The organism is Bacillus sp. ISL-18 (assembly GCF_018613415.1).
In the GTDB taxonomy this organism is placed as follows: Bacteria; Bacillota; Bacilli; order Bacillales; family Cytobacillaceae; genus Neobacillus.
Window position 1 is genome coordinate 264,608 of the sequence record NZ_JAGGQG010000003.1, and the last position, 20,000, is coordinate 284,607.

Consider the following 20,000-nt stretch of genomic DNA (forward strand, 5'->3'; position numbering starts at 1 on the left):
AGTGATATTGGGATTTTTCTCTTGACTGGTAATTATTTTTATATGATAATAATTATTGAATTAGAATTATTATTATTTACTTACTACTCAACTGACTCGCAGGAAAAATTTAAGGAGTGAGATTATGATACTAGATAAAGAAATAAAAGCTCAATTAGCCCAATATCTTCAACTGATGGAGGGAGACGTGCTGCTTAAAGTAAGTGCAGGTTCCGATGACGTTTCTCGCGACATGCTAGATTTGGTCGACGAATTGGCCAACATGTCATCCCATATTAAAGTCGAGAAAACTGAATTACAAAGAACACCAAGCTTTAGTGTAAATCGTGCCGGTGAAGATACTGGTGTCACTTTTGCTGGTGTGCCGCTTGGACACGAATTTACTTCATTAGTATTAGCTCTATTGCAAGTCAGCGGCAGAGCTCCTAAGGTTGATCAGAAGCTTATTGACCAAATAAAAAACATTAAAGGCGAATATCATTTCGAATCTTACATCAGTCTTACCTGCCACAACTGTCCTGATGTTGTCCAAGCTTTAAACATCATGAGTACGCTAAACCCTGGCATTACGCATACGATGATTGATGGCGCAGCGTTTAAAGAAGAGGTAGAAAGCAAAAACATCATGGCTGTACCAACTGTATTCCTAAATGGGGAATCATTCGGCAGCGGCCGTATGACACTTGAGGAAATCATCGCCAAGATGGGCAGTGGTTCAGATGCATCCGAGCTTTCTGACAAAGAACCATTTGATGTCCTTGTTATTGGGGGCGGTCCTGCTGGTGCAAGTGCAGCGATCTATGCGGCACGTAAAGGGATTCGTACTGGTATTGTCGCTGAACGCTTTGGCGGCCAGATTATGGACACTCTAGGAATTGAGAACTTTATCGGTACAAAATATACAGAAGGTCCTAAACTAGCAGCAAGTCTTGAAGAGCATGTAAAAGAGTACAATGTCGATGTCATGAACCTACAGCGTGCTAAGCGTTTAGAGAAGAAAGACTTTATTGCCATTGAACTTGAAAACGGTGCTGTTCTAAGAAGTAAAACGGTCATCCTTTCGACTGGTGCACGCTGGCGTAATGTTGGTGTCCCTGGTGAAGAAGAGTTTAAAAACAAAGGGGTAGCCTACTGCCCTCACTGTGATGGTCCATTGTTTGCAGGAAAAGATGTTGCTGTTATTGGCGGCGGTAATTCCGGTATTGAAGCAGCCATCGATCTTGCAGGGATTGTCAACCATGTAACTGTTCTTGAATTTGCGCCAGAATTAAAAGCTGACTCCGTCCTGCAGGACCGTCTTTACAGCCTGCCTAATGTTACGGTTATAAAGAACGCGCAGACAAAAGAAATTACCGGTACTGACAAGGTAAATGGCATTTCTTATATTGACCGTGAAACAGGAGCAGAACATCATGTTGAATTGCAGGGTATATTTGTTCAGATTGGTCTTGTTCCAAATACGGATTGGCTGGAAGGAACACTTGAACGTACACGCATGGGTGAGATTGTGGTAGATAATCATGGCGCAACAAGTATCCCTGGAGTGTTTGCGGCAGGAGACTGTACAAATAGCCCATATAAGCAAATCATTATATCAATGGGATCAGGTGCTACCGCCGCTTTAGGGGCATTCGATTATCTGATCCGAAATTAATTTTTGCATTTACGTACACATTAAGGGAAATGGATGAATCCAATTCCCTTTTGTTATCTATAAAGGTACAATTCATTTCATCATTTCTGAACGCATCCCTTCCCCCTAATAATGCAGCCTTTACTTGGATAGGCTAATATTCCAGGTACTTTGCTGTTTTGTTAGGAGTTGAATGAGGATGAAAAAAAGCTTGCTTGCTGGTCTTGTTTGTCTTTCTATTACAGCTTCTCCCTACTTCGTTTTAGCACAGCCACTTCAAAGCACAAAGATTAACTATAGACAAATGGACTTGCGCCCTATTTCCACGGATGTTATTGTTATTGCTCATAGAGGGGCGTCTGCCTACGGACCGGAAAATACACTGGCAACCTATAAGCAGGCAATATTAATGAAGGCTGATTATATAGAATTAGATTTACAAATGTCGAAGGATGGCCAGTTAATTGCCATGCATGATGAGACACTGTCAAGGACGACCAATGCCAAAAAACTCTTTCCGAATCGTTCCCCATGGCGGGTAAGCGATTTTTCACTCGAAGAAATCAGACGTTTGGATGCAGGTTCTTGGTTTAATCGTGCATATCCCGCTCAGGCAAAAAAGGAATACATCGGGCAGCATGTCCCCACCCTTGAGGAGGCCATCCAATTTGTGAAACAGCATGAAAATGGAAGAGTCGGTATTTATATTGAAACAAAAACACCGGGCGTGTACCCAGGAATGGAAGAGTTAGTAATAGAAACTTTAAAAAAGACCCAAGTTCTCGATGACCGGAATCTTTTTTTGGAATCATTCAGTGAGCAAAGTCTTCGTAAATTGATTAGCCTCGCTCCTAAAGTAAAAGTGATTCAGCTTTATAAAGGAAGGACGCTTGCAGGTAAGAATTTGCACCAAGAATTCAAGCGAATCTCGGAATATGCTGCTGGAATCGGTCCCTATAAGGGGTTTGTGTCTCGGAAGTTGATGAAGGCCGCTCATCTGAATCACCTTCTCGTCCATCCGTGGACCGTCGATTCTCAGTATGAAATGGTTTCATTGCTTTCGCTTGGTGTGGACGGTGCGTTCACCAATACGACCGACCAACTCGTGGATTTACTAGAAAAGCCATTTATCTCACATGGAGCAGCAAACGGTAAGGTTACCAACTCATCCGCTATTTTGTGGGCTCGTACCAATGGAGATACAAGAGTACAATTTGAAATTTCAACTGACAGCCATTTTAAAACAAATCTTCTTGTTAAAACCAGCCATGCTGATGATCAGCACGATTTTATCGTAAGCGTTGAATTTGTCGGATTAAAGCCTGGTACAAAATATTATTACCGGGCTCATGCGGTCTCTAGCCAATATCACGTGACCGGTTCGTTTCAAACAGAACCTGAGAAAACAGTAAAAGGCCAATAAAGAAGTATGACAAACACTCTAATTCTAAGATTAATTTATATAAAAACAAAAAATAGCAGCCCCATCAACTATTGACGGACGCTGCTATTTTTTATGGTTTCATTGTCTCCCAGCTGCCAACATGGTGAACAGCTACTCCGCTGTACCCAGGCGTACCGGTATAGAAGCTTTTTACTTTGGCCAATTCCTGGTTCATGTATGCTTCCCCTTCTTCAAAAAAGGAAGTTGCTCCACCTTCATCCGTCTGTCCTGTTTCTACACCAATAACAAGCTGTTTATTGTATTTTCCCGCAAGGGCTATTTCATTTTTGACTAAGTCAATAATCATGGATGCTGAATCACGGTAAGCCATAATGGTGACACCATTTGTATTGGCTATCACCCATTCAGCAAGTGTTCCTTTTCCATAGGTGTTTTTATAGGAAGTCTCATCAAACCAGAAAGGAATGTCTGCTTCTAAAGGAAGTGTTAAAGAAACTGCACTGCTGTTCGCTTTTAGTAATAATGATTGATAGGATTTTACTGTAGCAGCCTGATTGGTTGACCAGCCGCTGTATAAATAAGGTTCAACATCTAAGTGAACACCAGCAAATTGTTGATCAGAAGAGGATCCAGTTTGATAAGTCTTCAGCCAATTCATTAAAAGGTCTACGTTTCTGTCGCCCTTCGGCGCCACCCAGTTAGGTCCGCCATCTAGAGCGTATATCTTCATTCCCTTGGCAGAGGCTTTCTCGATAAAACTTCGGTAAACGGTTAGCGGGATATCACGGTCAATTTGCAAATAAACTTTGTTCACGTGCTTTCCTTCTAGGAAAGAGAGAGTACCTGATTCATCATTCACCAATTTCCATGGATTCCAAAGCCATGTAGCCAGCGTTTCTGTATCCGATGCTTTGACATTCCATCCTAAACCTCCAGCAAAAATCGAGAAAAAGACAACTACTGAGATTACTAGTTTTTTCACTATATTCCCCTCCATTCTGTCACCCAAGGCTCACAGAATGGAACCTGGCAGCCAGACGACCGTACGCTAAGACTGCGGTTAGGCTCATGGCTTTGCGTCCTTCCCTTTCTGAGAAGTTTGCCTTTATCAGAATTATTTTTTCTAAAAAACATCATTTGTTCAGGTCTAAATTATATAATAATTATTTATCTATCGATATAAAGATTTTTGAATAAATTTGAACTTTTTTCTTCGTTATGACTAATTAGAAATAACCTCTTTAAAAAGAGTCCTAAATTGCTCCCGATCCTCTGCTGTAAAGGGCTTTGGTCCTTTTGTTCGTTTTCCGCTTTTTCGAGCCATTGCACTAAAATAGCGTGTTTGTAATAATTGGTCAATATTTTCATTTGTATAGCGAAACCCTTTATGATGGAGGACTATATTACCTTTTGCTAAACCTAGCGAAGCAAGACCATAATCCTGCGTAATAATAATATCTCCAGCTTCTGCCAGCTTCATGATCCGATAATCGGCTGCATCTGCTCCAGAATCAACATAAACGGTTTCCACCCCAGAAGGTTGCTCTGCATTAGAAAAATGAGAAAAACTTGTAACAAGAATAACAGGAATATTTGCCTTCCTACCCTCAAAAATAACAACATCTTTAACCGGACAAGCATCGGCATCCACATAAATTTTCATCTGAATCTCTCCCCTAAAGAAGTTCGAATACTAGTGATACTATTGATTAATTGTGCTTTTGTCAAACTATGTAAGCAAAGGTAAGCAAAGGGACGGTTCTCATGCTTCCAAAGGGAAAGCGTTTATTAAACTCAAGAGATATTTGTCAACTATATTATTCCTGTAAAGATTAACGCTGCCCTAGAACGACCAAAAAGGCATGCCGGGAAATTTCATCCCTGCATGCCTCCTTCTATCCTATTCAATAAACTAATCTAAAAAGCAGCCTTAGATCACTCGGGATGTGACAATTCCCTCGATTTGGTTGATTTTTTCCACCAACCCAGGAATCACTTCCCCATTTACTTTATTTTCAATGTCAATCATGGTATAGGCAAATTCGCCGCGGCTTCTGTTTACCATGTCAGCAATATTTAAATTATAGCTGGAAATAGCTGAAGTAATCTGCCCAACCATGTTCGGAATGTTTCGGTGGAAAGCTGCCACACGACGTTTTCCTGTGTAAGGAAGTTCAGCGTTTGGAAAATTAACAGAGTTTTTGATGTTTCCAGTTTCTAAAAATTCCTTCACCTGACGAGCTGCCATGATGGCACAATTTTCCTCAGATTCTGCTGTAGAAGCACCAAGGTGTGGAATGGAAATTGTATTCTTCATTTTTAATACATTTTCATTCGGGAAGTCCGTAATATACTTACCGACAACTCCTTCTTCCAATGCCACCGCCATATCGACTTCGTTCACCAACTCACCGCGTGAGAAATTCAAAATATGAACACCAGGCTTCATAATGCCGAAGGAATCTTTATTGAACATTCCTTTTGTATCATTGGTTAAAGGCACGTGAACCGTAATATAGTCTGACTCAGCAAACAGTTGTTCAATTGTCATGGCACGCTGTACATTACGAGATAAGTTCCAAGCTGTGTCAACCGAAATGAACGGATCAAACCCGATCACATCCATATCTAAATCGAGAGCATCATTGGCTACAAGTGCACCAATTGCACCTAACCCAATAATTCCCAGTGTTTTTCCTTTGATTTCTTTCCCGACAAATTGCTTCTTGCCTGCTTCCACAAGCTTTGGCACTTGGTCTCCTTCGCCTTCTAATGTCTTTGTCCAAGCTACACCTGCAAAAAGGTTACGAGAGGAAGAAATCAATGACGTTAATACCATCTCTTTTACCGCATTCGCATTGGCACCAGGTGTATTAAAAACAACGATTCCCTGCTCGGTACATTTGTCGACGGGAATATTATTGACACCAGCCCCAGCACGTGCAATTGCTTTTAAGTTATCTCCGAAATCCAGTGAATGCATATTAAAACTGCGAACAACAATTGCATCAGGGTTCTCACTGTCATTATCAATGGTAAAATTCCCTTTACTAAATACCTTTAGCCCGCTTTCCGCGATGCTATTTAATGTTTTAATTGTCTTCACGTTGTCTGCTACTAGTGTGCTCATTTGGTATACCTCTCTTCAGATAGGATAATTTATGAAAATATTAAATCAAAATAAACTTTACATTGTACAGAATTTCACAATTACATTATTATGGAAGACCGCCTCCTGGTATATAGAAAGAGGTAAGGGAAAACTATTCTTCCCTTACCTCTGCCCAGGCGAACGGCTCCGACACCATGTGCTCCCTCACGGTTATCCGTGTTTCGCCAGTTACACAAGGTCTTTTTAATTTATTTGTATTTTAACAAATATTCTAATACTTTTCAATTGTAAAATAAACATATTAAAAACAATGTTTTTACTTTTTAAAGATTAGTAATGTTGACTATGAGCATCAGTCATTCTCTTTATTTTTCAACATACCAAAAACCTGCTCTACATCCTTATCGCCGCGTCCAGATAAATTCACAATCAGCACATCATCCGCTGTTAATTCTTTTGCTAGTTTAACTGCATAGGCTACTGCATGAGAGCTCTCTAGTGCTGGAATAATCCCTTCTGTCTTACTAAGTAATAGGAATGCATCTAGGGCTTCCTGTCCCGTAACCGTTACATACTCACCTCTGCCGCTTGTCTTTAAGTAGCTATGCTCTGGACCCACACCAGGATAATCAAGCCCAGCGGCAATCGAGTAGGTTGGTTTCGGATCTCCCTTTTCGTCTAATAACGTTAAACATTTAAACCCATGGATGACGGCTGGTACCCCTTCACTTAGGGTTGGAGCCTCCGCTGGTTCTACCCCGATCAGCCGGACATCCTCTTCGTCAATGTAGTGAGCAAATGCCCCAATGGCATTACTTCCGCCGCCCGCACAAGCGATGACTGCAGTTGGCAGCTTTCCTTCTTTTTCAAGGATCTGGCGTTTGGATTCTTCACTAATAATCGCCTGAAAATGTTTGACCATCGTTGGATACGGATGCGGTCCGACAGCAGATCCCAATAAATAAAACGTATTGTTATAGTTTTGGACTAAATCTCCTAAAGCCTCATCAACAGCATCCTTCAGACGGCCTTGCCCCTTTGAAACGGGAACAACCTTGGCACCTAGTAATTCCATCCGGAAAACATTAAGTGCTTGCCGTTCGGTATCTAACTTGCCCATATAGATCACACATTCCATTCCAAACATTGCACACGCTGTTGCTGTTGCAACTCCATGCTGGCCTGCTCCAGTTTCTGCAATAATCCGCTTAACACCCATTCGCTTGGCTAGTAAAATTTGCCCGATCGCATTATTGATCTTATGGGCTCCTGTATGGTTCAGGTCTTCTCGCTTTAAGTAAATTTTTGCTCCGCCGATTCTTTCCGTTAAATTTTCAGCGTAGGTTAAAGGATTCTCTCTGCCAATATACTCTCTTAAATAATATTTATATTCTTCGATAAATTCAGGATCATCCTTATGGCGCAAAAACTGTTGTTCCAACTCGTTCATTACGATTTGCAAATCCTCTGGAACAAAGCTTCCTCCAAATTCACCAAAATACCCTTTGCTCTCTACACTAACCTTTTCCATGCTCTCCTCGTCTCCTTCTAATCTATGTTTCAGTTCACTTAAAACTGAATATTCTAACTACTATTTTACCATTTTACTCCATTCTAGCAAATTATTTTTATTAGGATGGTCGTAAGTTTCTAAATAAAAAAAGTACCCTCGGAAATTCCCCAAAGGTACTTTAGTATAAATGAATTTGGCCTAACGATAATCAGGCACTAATTTAGTCACGCCGTGAATCTTTTAAAAATCAATGTGGCATTATGTCCGCCGAAACCTAATGAATTTGAAAGAACGACTTGTACATCCTTCGTCTTTGCCACATTAGGGACATAATCTAAGTCTAGTTGTTCATCCGGTGTTTCATAGTTAATGGTTGGGGGAATGATCCCTTCCTTAATGGCTAATAAAGATAAAATCGCCTCAATTGCCCCCGTTGCCCCCAATAAGTGGCCTGTCATTGATTTTGTCGAACTGACCGAAAGCCTATAAGCATGGTCCTTGAACACTTCTTTAATCGCTAATGTTTCATACAAATCGTTATAATAAGTCGATGTCCCGTGGGCATTGATATAGTCCACTTGTTCTGGTTCTATTCCTGCATCCGCTAAGGCTAAGTTCATTGCGCGCTGGGCCCCTTCGCCGTCTGGTGCAGGGGTTGTAATATGATGCGCATCCCCTGTAGCCCCATAGCCGATTAGTTCTCCATAGATGTGAGCACCACGGGCTAAAGCATGGTCTAATTCCTCTAACACGACAATCCCCGCACCTTCACCAATTACAAAACCGTCACGATTCTTATCAAAAGGCCGGCTTGCTGTAGCAGGATCTGGATTTTTTGAAAGAGCAGTCATGTTAGAAAAGCCGGCAACAGTCATCTCTGTGATCGTTGCTTCTGTTCCACCGGCAATCATCATATCCACGTCGCCTTTTTGAATCACCCGAAAGGCATCGCCGATTGAATTGGCACCTGATGCACAAGCGGTTACGGAACAATTGTTGATTCCTTTTGCGCCGAGTTCGATGGAAACTTGACCTGCCGCCATATCCGGGATAAACATTGGTATCGTAAATGGGTTAACTCTTCTTTGGCCTTTTTCAATAAATTTCTTATGTTGTTCCTCAAACTCACCTAAACCGCCAATTCCAGAGCCAATCCAAACTCCGACCCGTTCAGGCTGAATATCCTCACCGATTTGAATGCCCGCATCCTGGACAGCCATTTTACTTGCGGCCACAGCAAACTGACTATAACGTCCCATTCTTCTAGCTTCTTTTCGATCCATAAATGCTTCTGGGGAAAAGTCTTTTACTTCAGCGGCAATTTTCACATCTACTTTTTCGATATCAAATAATGTTGCAGGACCAACACCTGATATTCCATTCTTAATGTTATCCCATGTAGTGAAAGCATCATTCCCCAAAGGAGTGACGGCTCCAATACCTGTAATCACAACTCTATTCATTAAACGTTCTCCCCCACCCGTTTTTATTAAAAAGTATCACAAATACCTTTATTCCCTTCGTCCATCCCTTCTATTCTAACGAAAATAGGGGTGTTGGACAAATAAGGAGCAAACAAAGGGACGGTTCTCTTGCTCCTCGAAGCAGAAGTAGGAGAACCGTCCCCTTGTTTCACTACGCCTTATTGTAACCACGTTTACAATCTCGAACCAGCACTAGGTAGCAGAGAAGCGCACACACTGTGCAAAATATAATAACTTGTCCCATGGGAGTCGCTGTGTTGCTGCCCCCAAGTCCAACTATCGGTGTTGCTATTGCGCCAAGCCCCATCTGTGCCAAGCCTGTTAGGGCAGATGCGCTCCCTGCGTGTTTGCCCTGTCTCTCCATTGCTAAAGATGTACTGGCAGGACCAATGAGACCTACACACGAAACAACTATGAAAAGCGGAGGAAGTAACCCGATTAACCCTGCCTCAACCTGAATCATCATTAGCAAAAGCAAGCTTCCTAGACCAGCAAGTATTAACCCGCTGACAAGTACCTTCTTTTCTCCGTATCGTTGACATAGCTTAGAACTAAGTTGTGAGGCAAAAATGATACCAATACTGTTAGTCGCAAAAATAGCACTATAAGCCTGTGGGGAAATACCATAGAATTTTTGTAAAACAAATGGCGACCCAGAAATATAGGCAAACATAGCGGCCATTATAAAACCTTGCGACAATACATAACCCATAAATACTCGGTCTCTTATAAGGGTTTGCATAGAAGAAAGCGTCTGCTTAATTCCTCCCGTCTGACGTTTTTCCAGCGGTAAACTTTCAGGCAATTTATAGATTACGCCCACCAGTAGTCCTATCCCTAAAGTAGCAAGTATGAGGAATATACCTTGCCAAGATGTAAGACGAAGCAGCTGCCCTCCTATTATAGGAGCAACAATCGGCGCGATCCCGTTCACTAGCATTAAAAGAGCAAAAAATTTGGTCATCTTGTTACCTGTGTAATAGTCCCGTACAACAGCACGTGAAATAACAAGTCCAACAGAACCAGCAAGACCTTGAATTAACCGTAAAATAATCAGAACCTCAATGGAGGACGTAAATGCACAAAGAAGTGATGAGACGATAAAGATGACCATCCCGATAATAAGCGGGATCCGGCGGCCGCGAGCGTCACTTATTGGTCCCGCAATTAATTGTCCAAATGCAAGTCCCAACAAACAGAACATCAGACTTAGTTGTGCTAAAGACGTACTAGTGTGTAAATCTGAAGTCAAAGTAGGTAAAGCAGGCAGGTACATATCCATGGAAAATGGAGCAAGTGCAGATAAAAAACCTAGTACGATAACAATCCCAATTTGTTTTTCACTATTAGTACTAATTCTTTCTTCTAATTTATTCTCTGTTTTCAGATTCATCCCTTTGCCTCCCGGTTGAAACAGCGTAATCTTATTAGGCTGACAATCTACTCTAAATTTTTGATAATTTGCTTTAATACCTGAAAACAAATGTCTATTTCATTCTGACTTATCCATTTGTTGCATGTTGCACATTATTGAACTTCACAATTATATAGAAATTTAAATGTTCCAACAATATATGTTTATTTAATATTTGTTTAAACACATAAAATTCTTTGCGGGGAGCAAAGGGACGGTTCTCCTGCTTCGTAAGCATGAGAACCGTCCCCATGTTTACCCCTGTTTTCCCTTGGGCAATAATTAGGCGTATAATTAGGTGACTATGAAACAACATGACAGAATGGTGAGGATGAAAAAGTATGGAATTAAATGAACAATGTATGTATTGCATGGAGGATGAACGACGCGACAACCTGATGATTGAAATAGCTAAGCTAGATGTTTCAACCCTCTTTCTTTTTAAAGAACAGACATATACGGGCCGGTGTAATGTGGTCTATAAGGATCATGTCAAAGAATTATTTGAGCTTGACCCAGAGGAATTAGCTGCTTTCATGAACGATGTAAAGAGGGTAGCTGCCGCCGTAGATAAGGCTTACCATCCTAATAAAATTAATTATGGAGCGTATGGAGATACCCTGCATCACCTACATATGCATATTGTGCCTAAATACGAAAATAAAGAAAATTGGGGTTCCACTTTTGAAATGAACCCAGGAAAAACATATTTAACAGATGAAGAATATCAGAATATGATTGAAACGATTAAAAAGGCTTTATAACGTAAATTTCCATCTCAGTCTTGAAGATCACCTAACAAATATCTATTAAAAGAAACAAGTCGTTCATGCCAATTATTACAACTTGTTTCTTTTTTTCACTCTTTACTAGTTAGATTTAAGAATTCACTGATTCTATCAACATGGTTATCTTTTAGATAAGTGCTATACAAGCTACTGGACAGGCGGATAGGATCACCAAAAAAGTAACGCTCATATTGAGTCTATCTTGTACCAAATGAACTCATGGTAAGATCCCATGCCAAGCGGAATACCTTAACCCGGTCCTCCGCATTCATACATTGTGCCTGTAAATATTGATCTAGGTCTGCTCTTATTTCTGAATCAAAGGATTTCTCAGTTGGTAATGAGACCATACCACTAGCCCCGATAATTTGTACAATTTCAATGAAACGTGGATATATTTTAGGAAAAACATTACATGCGACCTGTAACGGAACCATACTAGGGCGCATAAAGCCCCATTCATCCAGCTCTGCATCATTTTCTGATTTCTCAACTAATGCCTTCATGGTTTCAAGACCGATGATGATTTCAGAAACCTTTTCGTGGATATGTTGATATTCACTTACATTTATCGTTTTGACAAGAAGTTGCGTAACGCCGAGAATAAATTCTGTTTTAACAATTTGTCTGGTCACAACTTGATGGTAGGCAAAGGTGTGAAAAGAGCTTTTGCTCATGAAATCATTTGCGGCTTCCACATTATCGTAATAAAATACTCGATCCCATGGAACTAGTACATTATCAAAGACTACGATGGAATCCATCTCCTCATATCTCGAACTAAGGGGATAATTAAAAGTGGACTCTCCTCCTACAAATGATTCTCTGCAAATAAATTTTAATCCTTTTGTATTGGAAGGGATGGAAAAGGCAAAGGCTTCATCTGGGTCTAGAAATAATCTAGGAGCAGTAATAACCAGGACTTCATCTGTTAACCCCCCTTGAGTAGCGAGCAGGCGAGCCCCTTTTATAATGATTCCTTGTTCAGTTCGATCAATCACCTTAGCAGAAATGGGCTGATCAGAAAGTTCCAAATATCCCTGAGAACGATTGACTTGAGGGGTAATAAATGTGTGGGTAAACGAGAGGTCTTGTTTCATGGCTCGTTCATACAAAGATTGAATATTTTCAGGAAAACAATTTTCCTTGTCTTTTAGCAGTCTGGCTGAGGCGGCGAAGCTCATTACAGCTGTGTTCATATAGTCTGGGCTTCTTCCCATCATTCCATGGGTGAATCGGGCCCAGTGTTCGATCATCTTCCTTCTTCTTTTTAAATCCTCTACTGTTTTTGGCTGCAAATAAGATAATCCTATTGGTTCTTCTTTATCTGATAACTGAAAAGTCATTTCCTCTTTTAGTTCGGGATCATTCTGTAAGTCATACAAAGAAGCCTTTTCTTTCAGAATTCCTTTAAAGGCAGGATGCTCCGAAATGGCCCCTTTGATTTTTGCACCGTCATACCAAATTTCATTTTCCAGCTTATTTAAACGTTCAATAAAATCCTTTCCATTAATAGTTCCCATTTTCCCCCTGCTCCCTAATAGTAATTACTCCGAAAACGTACTAGCTCTGTTAATATCATTGTATTATAAGGAACAAAAGCTTGTTCCGCTTGGAAAAGCCTTGTTTTAAAATGGAGAAAATGTCCAATCCACCGCAAAAAAAGATGCACGGGGACGGTTCTCTTGCTTCCGAAGCAGCAGAACCGTCCCTATGCACCTTATCCATTAACCACAAACGGTTAATAATGTTTCTTTCTGTTCGATTGCTTCTTTTGCTGTTGGATTTATTTCTGCATAGTCTGCACTATTGGTGATGATAATTGGCGTTGTTACTTCACAGCCTGCTGCTTTAATTTTTGCGATGTCAAATTCGACTAATAAATCTCCTGCTTTTACGGTGTCGCCTTGTTTTATATGAGCGGTAAAGTGTTCTCCTTCTAATCGAACAGTATCCATGCCAACATGGATGAGGATTTCCATGCCATTATCGGATGTAATGCCAACGGCATGTTTGGTTCTGAATAGGGTCGTTACCAAACCATTTACTGGTGAAACTACTTTTCCTTCTGTAGGTTCAATTGCAACGCCTTTCCCCATTACCTCACTTGAAAATGCTGCATCTTCTACTTGGTTTAATGGAATTACTTTTCCATTTAATGGACTTGCGACCACTTGAGTACGGTTCTTATCAAAAACTTTTGATGCCTTTGGTTCATTAGGTATTTTTTCTTTATTTGCTGGATCCTTGAAACCGAATAAATACGTTAAAATAAACGCTACGGCAAATCCTGCCACTAATGCAATGATTGCCCCATAGAAAGACATATCTAGTGATGAACCTGGTTTGATAAAGGCTGGGAAAACGAAAATCCCCATTCCGCCAAACATCCACAATTTCCCTGCAATAGCAGCAATGATACCACCGCCAACTGCACCACCAATACAGCTCATAATAAACGGTTTCTTAAGTGGTAATGTTATACCGTAAATAGCTGGTTCGGTTACACCGAAAATACCTGAAATGAACGCTGGAACACTGAGTGATTTCAATCCTTTGTTTTTTGTCTTTAACATAACCGCTAAAACGGCACCAATTTGTGCGAAACATACCATAACGGTTGTTGCTAGAACTGGATCGTAATGTAACGTTGTTAAGTTGTTAATGGCGATTGGAACAAGTCCCCAGTGAAGTCCGAAGATAACGAATATTTGCCAAAACCCTCCGATGATTAAACCAGCGGCAACAGGGCTTAACTTATAAATCCATAATGTTGCTGCACCAAGAAGACTGCCTGCCCATGTAGCAATTGGTCCAATCACTAAGAACGTTAATGGAACCATAATGAGTATCGTTAAAAATGGTACAACGAAAGTTTTTACCACATCGGGAACAATTTTTTTGAACCCTTTTTCTACTTTTGCTGCGAAGAAGGATGATAGTAAAATCGGAATAACGGATGAAGCATAGCTCATCATGATGACTGGATACCTAAGAACGTAATGCGAATATCAGACTGAAATAACGTTCCTTTAAATAGTGTATAAAGTGGATTTCCTGCTGTTAACGTTGACAATGTTGGATGCACCAAAGCCGCAGCAATGGCCATTCCGATAAAAGGCGTTCCACCAAATTTTTTCATTGCTGTGTAGCCTAAAAAGATCGGTAAGAAATTGAATAAACCGTCTCCTGCGATATTCAGTAAGTTATACGTTCCTGATGTTGCTGACACCCAGCCTAAAGCAAGGATTAGGGCAGCTAAACCCTTAATCATACCCGTTGCAGCTAGCACACCAAGAATCGGCGTGAACACGCCTGAAATCATATCGATGAATTTGGCACCCATTCCAACTTTCTCATCTTTGCTTGAATCGTCATTTGAAGAAGCACTCATATTCGCTACTTGTAAGAATGTTGCATACACATCTGGTACGTGGTTACCAATAACAACCTGATATTGCCCGCCGCTTTGCATAACGGTCACAATGCCCTCTAGATTTTTGATTTCCTCTGTTTTGGCGATTTTCTCGTCCTTTAATTTAAAACGAAGTCTTGTCACACAATGAAACACACTATTAATATTTTCTTTCCCGCCGACTAGCTCTAAAATGTTCTTTGTTAATCCTGTGTAATCTTTTTTAGCCATCAAAAACACCTCCATTATTTATAAAGCCATTTTTGTATCCGCTTTCAGTCCAAGAAAAACAAAAAACCTAAACTACTCAGAATATAAGAACATAGCATTCTCATACTTTGAGTAATTTAGGTTTTGCCTGCCGGACAGTAACAATCCTAAAAGGGAATGTTTTATTAAATTTATACTTTTATTCTAGCATGGAACACCAAAATGTCAACGTTTACATTTTTATATTTTCTGAGATATTTATGACCTCTTTCAAAAGATTAATACGAAGTCTATCAAAAACCAGAATAGTGATACTGCGCCAAATGGAGACGGTAAAACAGCAACCCTATTCTGGTTTCCCCATCCATAACACTTTTCTAACCATTTATATTATTTAGAAGGAAAGACCTTATCCCATCGTTCACTGTCGAGTGCCCAATAAAAATATTTGTCCTCATCCTTATACACAATGATATTTTTGCCATTCGGTAGTTTACAGCCCATAATCGGGTCTACATCCTCTATGTTATAAATTGTTGGTCCATACCAAGGGTAGCCATCCGCTTTGTTATCCCTCATCCAAAATCCCATTCCACCCGTTTTTAGTTTACAAACAACTCCAAATTGGCCTGATTTATTTTCGAAAAATATCGGATCTCCTGTAACACCTTTTGCAAACTTTTCACTCTTCTTCCAGCTGCCATCCGGTAACTGATAATAGTGGACTAAGGAAGAGTTCGACCGGGCAACCAGTTCTAAATTTCCAAATGTACTTTTAATTGGAAGTGAAACAGAATAATTTTCGTTATTGTTATCATACCATGGATATTCCTTGCTTTTGTACTGTCTAGTATTATATTCCTTGTCGAGATTAAGGATTAATTTCCTAACTGGATCCGCTTGGTCGCGAATGACGGGATGAGCCAGACCGTTAATTTCAGTTTGATTTAGGCAGTAAATCATTTCATCTATGGTAAAGTATGGACGATATCTTATCATCCTTGTGTCCATTGTATTGGGATATTTTTTCACCTTGAATCCAAGTTCCTTTGCCATGTTAACGTAAAATATTTCATCTGTACCAAAAGAAATGGTTTCGATTAAAGCATTTTTTAACTTTTGTTTTCTTTCTGGATCCAGCAGTGCTTTCACTACCGGTCTGGAAATTACCTGGCCGACATTAAAAACTCCATAGTACGGTTTGAGATTAAATAATTGTTTCCACCTGTTTTTGTCTTTCTTCATTTCATTTCCGATATACCAATCTTCTTCCGGAATTCTTAGCTTCACCGCCATATAATCGGCATCCTTCATTTGGGATTGAATAAATTCCTCATATCCTTTTTTAATGAACAGTGCATCAGAATCAATATTAATAAAATATTTATACTCAATTCCCAATTCTTCTAACCATTCCATTACTTCCATAAAATAAATGGTCGTCCATCCCCGCACTAACTTATGGCTATAAGGACAAACAGGTACGCCTAATCCCTCACAGAGTGTTGGATCATTTCCCCCGTTATATAAAACTATTGTACTGTTGGGGCAATAGTATCGGACATTGTCAATTAACTGCTTGACTAACTCTCTATCTTCATGAACAAGGACGGCAAAACAAATTTTGCTATTTGGTGGTTCTGGTAAGATATTTTGATAATTAACTAGTGTATGATCTTGATGTTCTTCTAGAGTCCTATTCCGTTCCTTAATGAGCTCCTTTATTTTCTCTTTGTCGCCGCTGGCACGTTCATAACGTCCAAGAAGTTTCGCATTATCTATACCGTGTGGATTTGTTTGATAGCTTGAACCCGGATGCCATAAGTGAAATACTTTCCCTTCCAAATTGATTAGATTTCCACAAATCGTCCGAGCTGCATGGGAAAAAGCATCGTCTTCTCCACCCCAGCCAATAAATCGTTCATCAAAACCGCCAACTGCTTCGAAGTTTTCTCTTGATATGACAAAAAGCTTTCCAGCAAATCCTTCATAAACCCAATTGGATTTGGTACATTCTTCAGCTGTTACCTCTATTGGCCAATCTGGTTTTGACTTTAGCAGTCTCTCCGTACCTTCCATTTCAACATTATAGACTTCTGTAAAAGGAACGACAAAGCCGCCCTCATTCAGTAATTTAATTGAATTCACAATCAGGTTAGGGTCATAAACAACATCCGCATCCGCGATGACGAAAATATCTCTCGTAGCCTTTTTAGCAGCTAGGTTAACAGCCTTAGATTTATTAATCTCCCCGCCATACATTAATCCTACACATATTTCTGCTTCCGGCATGACACGGGCATAATATCGTTTAATCCATTCGAACGCCTTTGCTCTTGGGCCATAATCCGATTGGAAAGGAATAATAATTGAAACTTTTTCTAACACAACAACTCTCTCCTTCTCATACGGAAATTATTCAAGTGATTGTTCTCTGCTCATGATTTTCATTAGTTCGATATAATCCCCTAACTTCCCTAAATCGTACCGATCTCCAGATACAATTTTTCCATATACCGGTTCCATTTCTAGCAAACTTTTAATCGCATCTGTCAGCTGAAATTCTCCGTCAACACCTTCCCTTAGTTCCTCTAAGCATTGAAAAATGGCTGGAGTAAAAATATATCTTCCAATAACAGCTAAATCTGAAGGTGGATTTTGTTTAGGCTTTTCCACTATATTTTCAATTTCAATCAGGCTCGAATTAGGTGTTCCTTGTATGACCCCATAATTTTTTAATTGCTCTTGCTTTACTTGTTTTAATCCTAAAACACTACTTTTGGTTTTCTTATATTCATCAATTAATTGGTTAAGTGCAGGAGTTTGATTAGAAATGACAAAATCATCTGGTAATAACACACCAAACGGTTCGTCTCCTACAAATTCTTTTCCAAGTCGGATTGCATCACCAAGTCCGTTAGCATGGTGCTGTTTTATATATAAAATATCGATATTTGGAAGTTCTAAATGTTTAAGCATATGTTCTTTATTTTTGCTTTTTAAAAAAGCCTCTAACTCCAATGAATGGTCAAAGTAGTCCAAAATAGAGTGCTTTGAATTAGAAATTACAATTAATAGTTGTTCAATCCCAGACTGAACGGCCTCCTCCACAATATAATGAATGGCCGGTTTTAAGCCTAACGGAAACATTTCTTTAGGTATTGCCTTTGTTATAGGAAGGCTCCTTGTACCGTATCCGGCTGCAGGGATAATCGCTTTCCTCACCATAAGTTTTCCTCTCCTTCTTTTAATATACATCTGTAAAAAATATAATCTGATAGAAATTTAGATTAATTATTATGTTGGCTTTTTATACTTATGTAACTTGTCACGAAATGGAAGCGGCTTGTATCACAAATTCACACAAAATTAGGATATTCATCAAAAATAACTACTTTTCGTAAGACGTTACAGGTTAATTTGTCCCTGTCAAAATCGCTCCAACTTGCATTTCATAAAGTAATGCACTTGAAAGTGTTAAATACAATCTGGTTGTTTGTCTAATAGAGTGCTGGCAAGTATGTGATAAGGGAGAGATATAGCTTGAAATTGGCTATTATGTGCGGGATGCCGCTAAGCGGAAAATCAACTTACGCGAGGATACTTCAAAGCCAAGGGTGGGTACGGGTATCTCTGGATGATATCAGGTTAGCTTTACATGGTGAAGTTTATAAAGCGGAAGCTGAACCGCTCGTGTGGGAAAGTGCTGAACTCATGGTAAGGTCATTACTAAAAAGTGGACATAAAGTGATTGTTGATACTACAAACAGGACGAGAGACCGTCGAAAAAGATGGATACGTGTCGCTAAGGAATTCGGGCTTACTTTAAAGATTTACTACGTTGATACGGATTATCAAACGTGTAAAGAACGAAATAAATCGGAGAAACGACTTTCTCAAGAGGTATTAAAACAAATTTACAAGGAATTTCAGACACCTGATTCAGATGAGGGAAAAATCATTATGGTAAACGATTAAGAGTAATAGAAGATAACCATGGCATAATTAGGAGGAAAAAAGGTGAGGAAGTATATTGCTTTTGATATTGGCGGGACAATGGTAAAGCATGGCGTATTAGTAGAGGATGGATCTATTCTTTCAAAAGGAAGCTATGATACCCCCTCTTCTAATCTAGAAAAATTTCTTGATAGGATGGTTCATACCATAAGGACCTATCAAAATAATCATAATGTGCTGGGGGTTGCTGTTAGTTTGCCGGGTTTTATTAATCCCGATACAGGATATTCAGAACAAGCAGGAGCTATAACAGCCTTAAATAATCAAAATCTTAAAAAGTTACTGGAAGCAAGGATTTCCCTGCCTGTTGAAATTGAAAATGATGGTAACTGTGCTGCTATTGCAGAAAAAATGAGTGGGAATGCAAAAAGATGTACAGATTTTATTTGTATGACGGTTGGTACTGGAATTGGCGGCGGAATTTTTATAAATGGAAGACTTTTGCAGGGGCATAGTTTTCGAGGTGGCGAATTTGGATTTATGATTACGCAGTCATCAGGGGATGCTATGCATAACAATGCTTCTACTACAGCCTTAATTCGTAACTATAAATATCTAAAGGGAATTAGTGAAGCAGAAAAAGTGGATGGCGAGACTATTTTTCAAAAAGCTGAACATGATTATTCAGTGAGAAGACTAGTTGATGATTGGATAAAAAACCTTAGTTATGGAATTTTCAACTTAGCGGCAACCTTAAATCCTCAAAAAATACTAATCGGCGGCGGGGTATTCGCTCAACAAGGTTTAATAAATCATATTAATCATCAACTTGACCAGCTTTATTGGTGGAAAGAAATTAAGATACCAATCGAAAGTTGTAAGCATCAAAATGACGCTGGGATGATCGGTGCTATGTATCATTTTAAACAAAAGCAACGCAGAAGACGTACCCTTTAAGAAAATAAGCAACGAACTTATTTTGATTTTGTAAAAAATGGCAGTGGAGAAATTCACTGCCATCTGTCTCCTTCTCATAAAAATTATTCATCATTAATCGAGTTTTGAGATG

The 20,000-nt window shown here is 39.6% G+C and carries 13 protein-coding genes, 2 pseudogenes and 2 riboswitches; of the genes and pseudogenes, 5 read left to right on the forward strand and 10 right to left on the reverse strand.

The genetic code is table 11. The features are described 5' to 3' along the window. Positions 1 to 124 precede the first annotated feature (124 nt). Positions 125 to 1,654, forward strand: coding sequence for an alkyl hydroperoxide reductase subunit F (gene ahpF / locus J7E81_RS07185; RefSeq protein ID WP_215041480.1), 1,530 nt, complete (start codon positions 125 to 127; stop codon positions 1,652 to 1,654). Between the two features lie 178 nt (positions 1,655 to 1,832). Further along, on the forward strand, positions 1,833 to 3,056 hold the full coding sequence (locus tag J7E81_RS07190; RefSeq protein WP_215041481.1) for a glycerophosphodiester phosphodiesterase family protein: 1,224 nt from the start codon (positions 1,833 to 1,835) through the stop codon (positions 3,054 to 3,056). Positions 3,057 to 3,147: 91 nt separating this feature from the next. Here the strand turns inward: J7E81_RS07190 and J7E81_RS07195 are convergent, their stop codons facing one another. The 6 genes from J7E81_RS07195 to J7E81_RS07220 form a co-directional block, all read right to left on the reverse strand. Then, complete coding sequence (locus J7E81_RS07195; RefSeq protein WP_215041482.1) at positions 3,148 to 4,020, reverse strand: amidase; 873 nt, start codon at positions 4,018 to 4,020, stop codon at positions 3,148 to 3,150. Between the two features lie 43 nt (positions 4,021 to 4,063). Continuing rightward, a riboswitch (cyclic di-GMP riboswitch) is annotated at positions 4,064 to 4,152 on the reverse strand. A gap of 108 nt (positions 4,153 to 4,260) precedes the next feature. Further along, positions 4,261 to 4,701: a YaiI/YqxD family protein gene (locus J7E81_RS07200; protein WP_215041483.1), complete on the reverse strand. Its 441-nt coding sequence runs from the start codon at positions 4,699 to 4,701 to the stop codon at positions 4,261 to 4,263. A 267-nt stretch (positions 4,702 to 4,968) separates the two neighbouring features. After that, a complete protein-coding gene (locus tag J7E81_RS07205) occupies positions 4,969 to 6,168 on the reverse strand; it encodes a phosphoglycerate dehydrogenase (protein WP_215041484.1) in 1,200 nt (399 codons plus the stop codon). A 145-nt stretch (positions 6,169 to 6,313) separates the two neighbouring features. After that, positions 6,314 to 6,392: riboswitch (ZMP/ZTP riboswitch) on the reverse strand. Positions 6,393 to 6,502: 110 nt separating this feature from the next. Continuing rightward, positions 6,503 to 7,681 carry a tryptophan synthase subunit beta gene (gene trpB / locus J7E81_RS07210; protein WP_215041485.1) on the reverse strand — a complete coding sequence of 393 codons (1,179 nt, stop codon included), beginning with the start codon at positions 7,679 to 7,681 and terminating at the stop codon, positions 6,503 to 6,505. A gap of 206 nt (positions 7,682 to 7,887) precedes the next feature. Next, complete coding sequence (fabF, locus tag J7E81_RS07215; protein WP_215041486.1) at positions 7,888 to 9,126, reverse strand: beta-ketoacyl-ACP synthase II; 1,239 nt, start codon at positions 9,124 to 9,126, stop codon at positions 7,888 to 7,890. 172 nt (positions 9,127 to 9,298) lie between these two features. Next, positions 9,299 to 10,540: a multidrug effflux MFS transporter gene (locus J7E81_RS07220; RefSeq protein WP_215041487.1), complete on the reverse strand. Its 1,242-nt coding sequence runs from the start codon at positions 10,538 to 10,540 to the stop codon at positions 9,299 to 9,301. A 362-nt stretch (positions 10,541 to 10,902) separates the two neighbouring features. On the opposite strand from J7E81_RS07220, the gene J7E81_RS07225 reads away from it, so the two are divergent. Continuing rightward, positions 10,903 to 11,325 (forward strand): HIT family protein, encoded by a 423-nt coding sequence (locus J7E81_RS07225; protein WP_215041488.1) that lies wholly within the window; start codon positions 10,903 to 10,905, stop codon positions 11,323 to 11,325. A gap of 95 nt (positions 11,326 to 11,420) precedes the next feature. On the opposite strand, the pseudogene hpaB reads toward J7E81_RS07225, so the two are convergent. The 4 genes and pseudogenes from hpaB to J7E81_RS07245 all read right to left on the reverse strand — a co-directional run bounded on the left by hpaB (position 11,421) and on the right by J7E81_RS07245 (position 18,202). Beyond that, positions 11,421 to 12,872 (reverse strand): annotated as a pseudogene (gene hpaB / locus J7E81_RS07230) (4-hydroxyphenylacetate 3-monooxygenase, oxygenase component). A 204-nt stretch (positions 12,873 to 13,076) separates the two neighbouring features. Then, a pseudogene (locus J7E81_RS07235) lies at positions 13,077 to 14,995 on the reverse strand (beta-glucoside-specific PTS transporter subunit IIABC). Positions 14,996 to 15,364: 369 nt separating this feature from the next. Continuing rightward, a complete protein-coding gene (locus tag J7E81_RS07240) occupies positions 15,365 to 17,362 on the reverse strand; it encodes a galactosyltransferase-related protein (RefSeq protein ID WP_215041489.1) in 1,998 nt (665 codons plus the stop codon). A 27-nt stretch (positions 17,363 to 17,389) separates the two neighbouring features. Beyond that, entirely contained in the window at positions 17,390 to 18,202 is an 813-nt protein-coding gene (locus J7E81_RS07245) for a UTP--glucose-1-phosphate uridylyltransferase (RefSeq protein WP_215041490.1), read from the reverse strand. Positions 18,203 to 18,517: 315 nt separating this feature from the next. Between J7E81_RS07245 and J7E81_RS07250 the strand changes: the two genes are divergently transcribed. Both J7E81_RS07250 and J7E81_RS07255 read left to right on the forward strand, forming a co-directional pair. Next, entirely contained in the window at positions 18,518 to 18,952 is a 435-nt protein-coding gene (locus tag J7E81_RS07250; protein ID WP_215041491.1) for an ATP-binding protein, read from the forward strand. Between the two features lie 42 nt (positions 18,953 to 18,994). Beyond that, a complete protein-coding gene (locus J7E81_RS07255) occupies positions 18,995 to 19,888 on the forward strand; it encodes an ROK family protein (protein ID WP_215041492.1) in 894 nt (297 codons plus the stop codon). Positions 19,889 to 20,000: the final 112 nt, after the last annotated feature.

Bases quoted from the DNA above. Each gene is read 5' to 3' on its own strand.
- J7E81_RS07220 (WP_215041487.1), bottom strand. From the start codon at position 10,540: ATGAATCTGAAAACAGAGAATAAATTAGAAGAAAGAATTAGTACTAAT.
- J7E81_RS07225 (WP_215041488.1), top strand. From the start codon at position 10,903: ATGGAATTAAATGAACAATGTATGTATTGCATGGAGGATGAACGACGC.
- J7E81_RS07205 (WP_215041484.1), bottom strand. From the start codon at position 6,168: ATGAGCACACTAGTAGCAGACAACGTGAAGACAATTAAAACATTAAAT.
- J7E81_RS07245 (WP_215041490.1), bottom strand. From the start codon at position 18,202: ATGGTGAGGAAAGCGATTATCCCTGCAGCCGGATACGGTACAAGGAGC.
- trpB (WP_215041485.1), bottom strand. From the start codon at position 7,681: ATGGAAAAGGTTAGTGTAGAGAGCAAAGGGTATTTTGGTGAATTTGGA.
- J7E81_RS07190 (WP_215041481.1), top strand. From the start codon at position 1,833: ATGAAAAAAAGCTTGCTTGCTGGTCTTGTTTGTCTTTCTATTACAGCT.
- fabF (WP_215041486.1), bottom strand. From the start codon at position 9,126: ATGAATAGAGTTGTGATTACAGGTATTGGAGCCGTCACTCCTTTGGGG.
- ahpF (WP_215041480.1), top strand. From the start codon at position 125: ATGATACTAGATAAAGAAATAAAAGCTCAATTAGCCCAATATCTTCAA.
- J7E81_RS07200 (WP_215041483.1), bottom strand. From the start codon at position 4,701: ATGAAAATTTATGTGGATGCCGATGCTTGTCCGGTTAAAGATGTTGTT.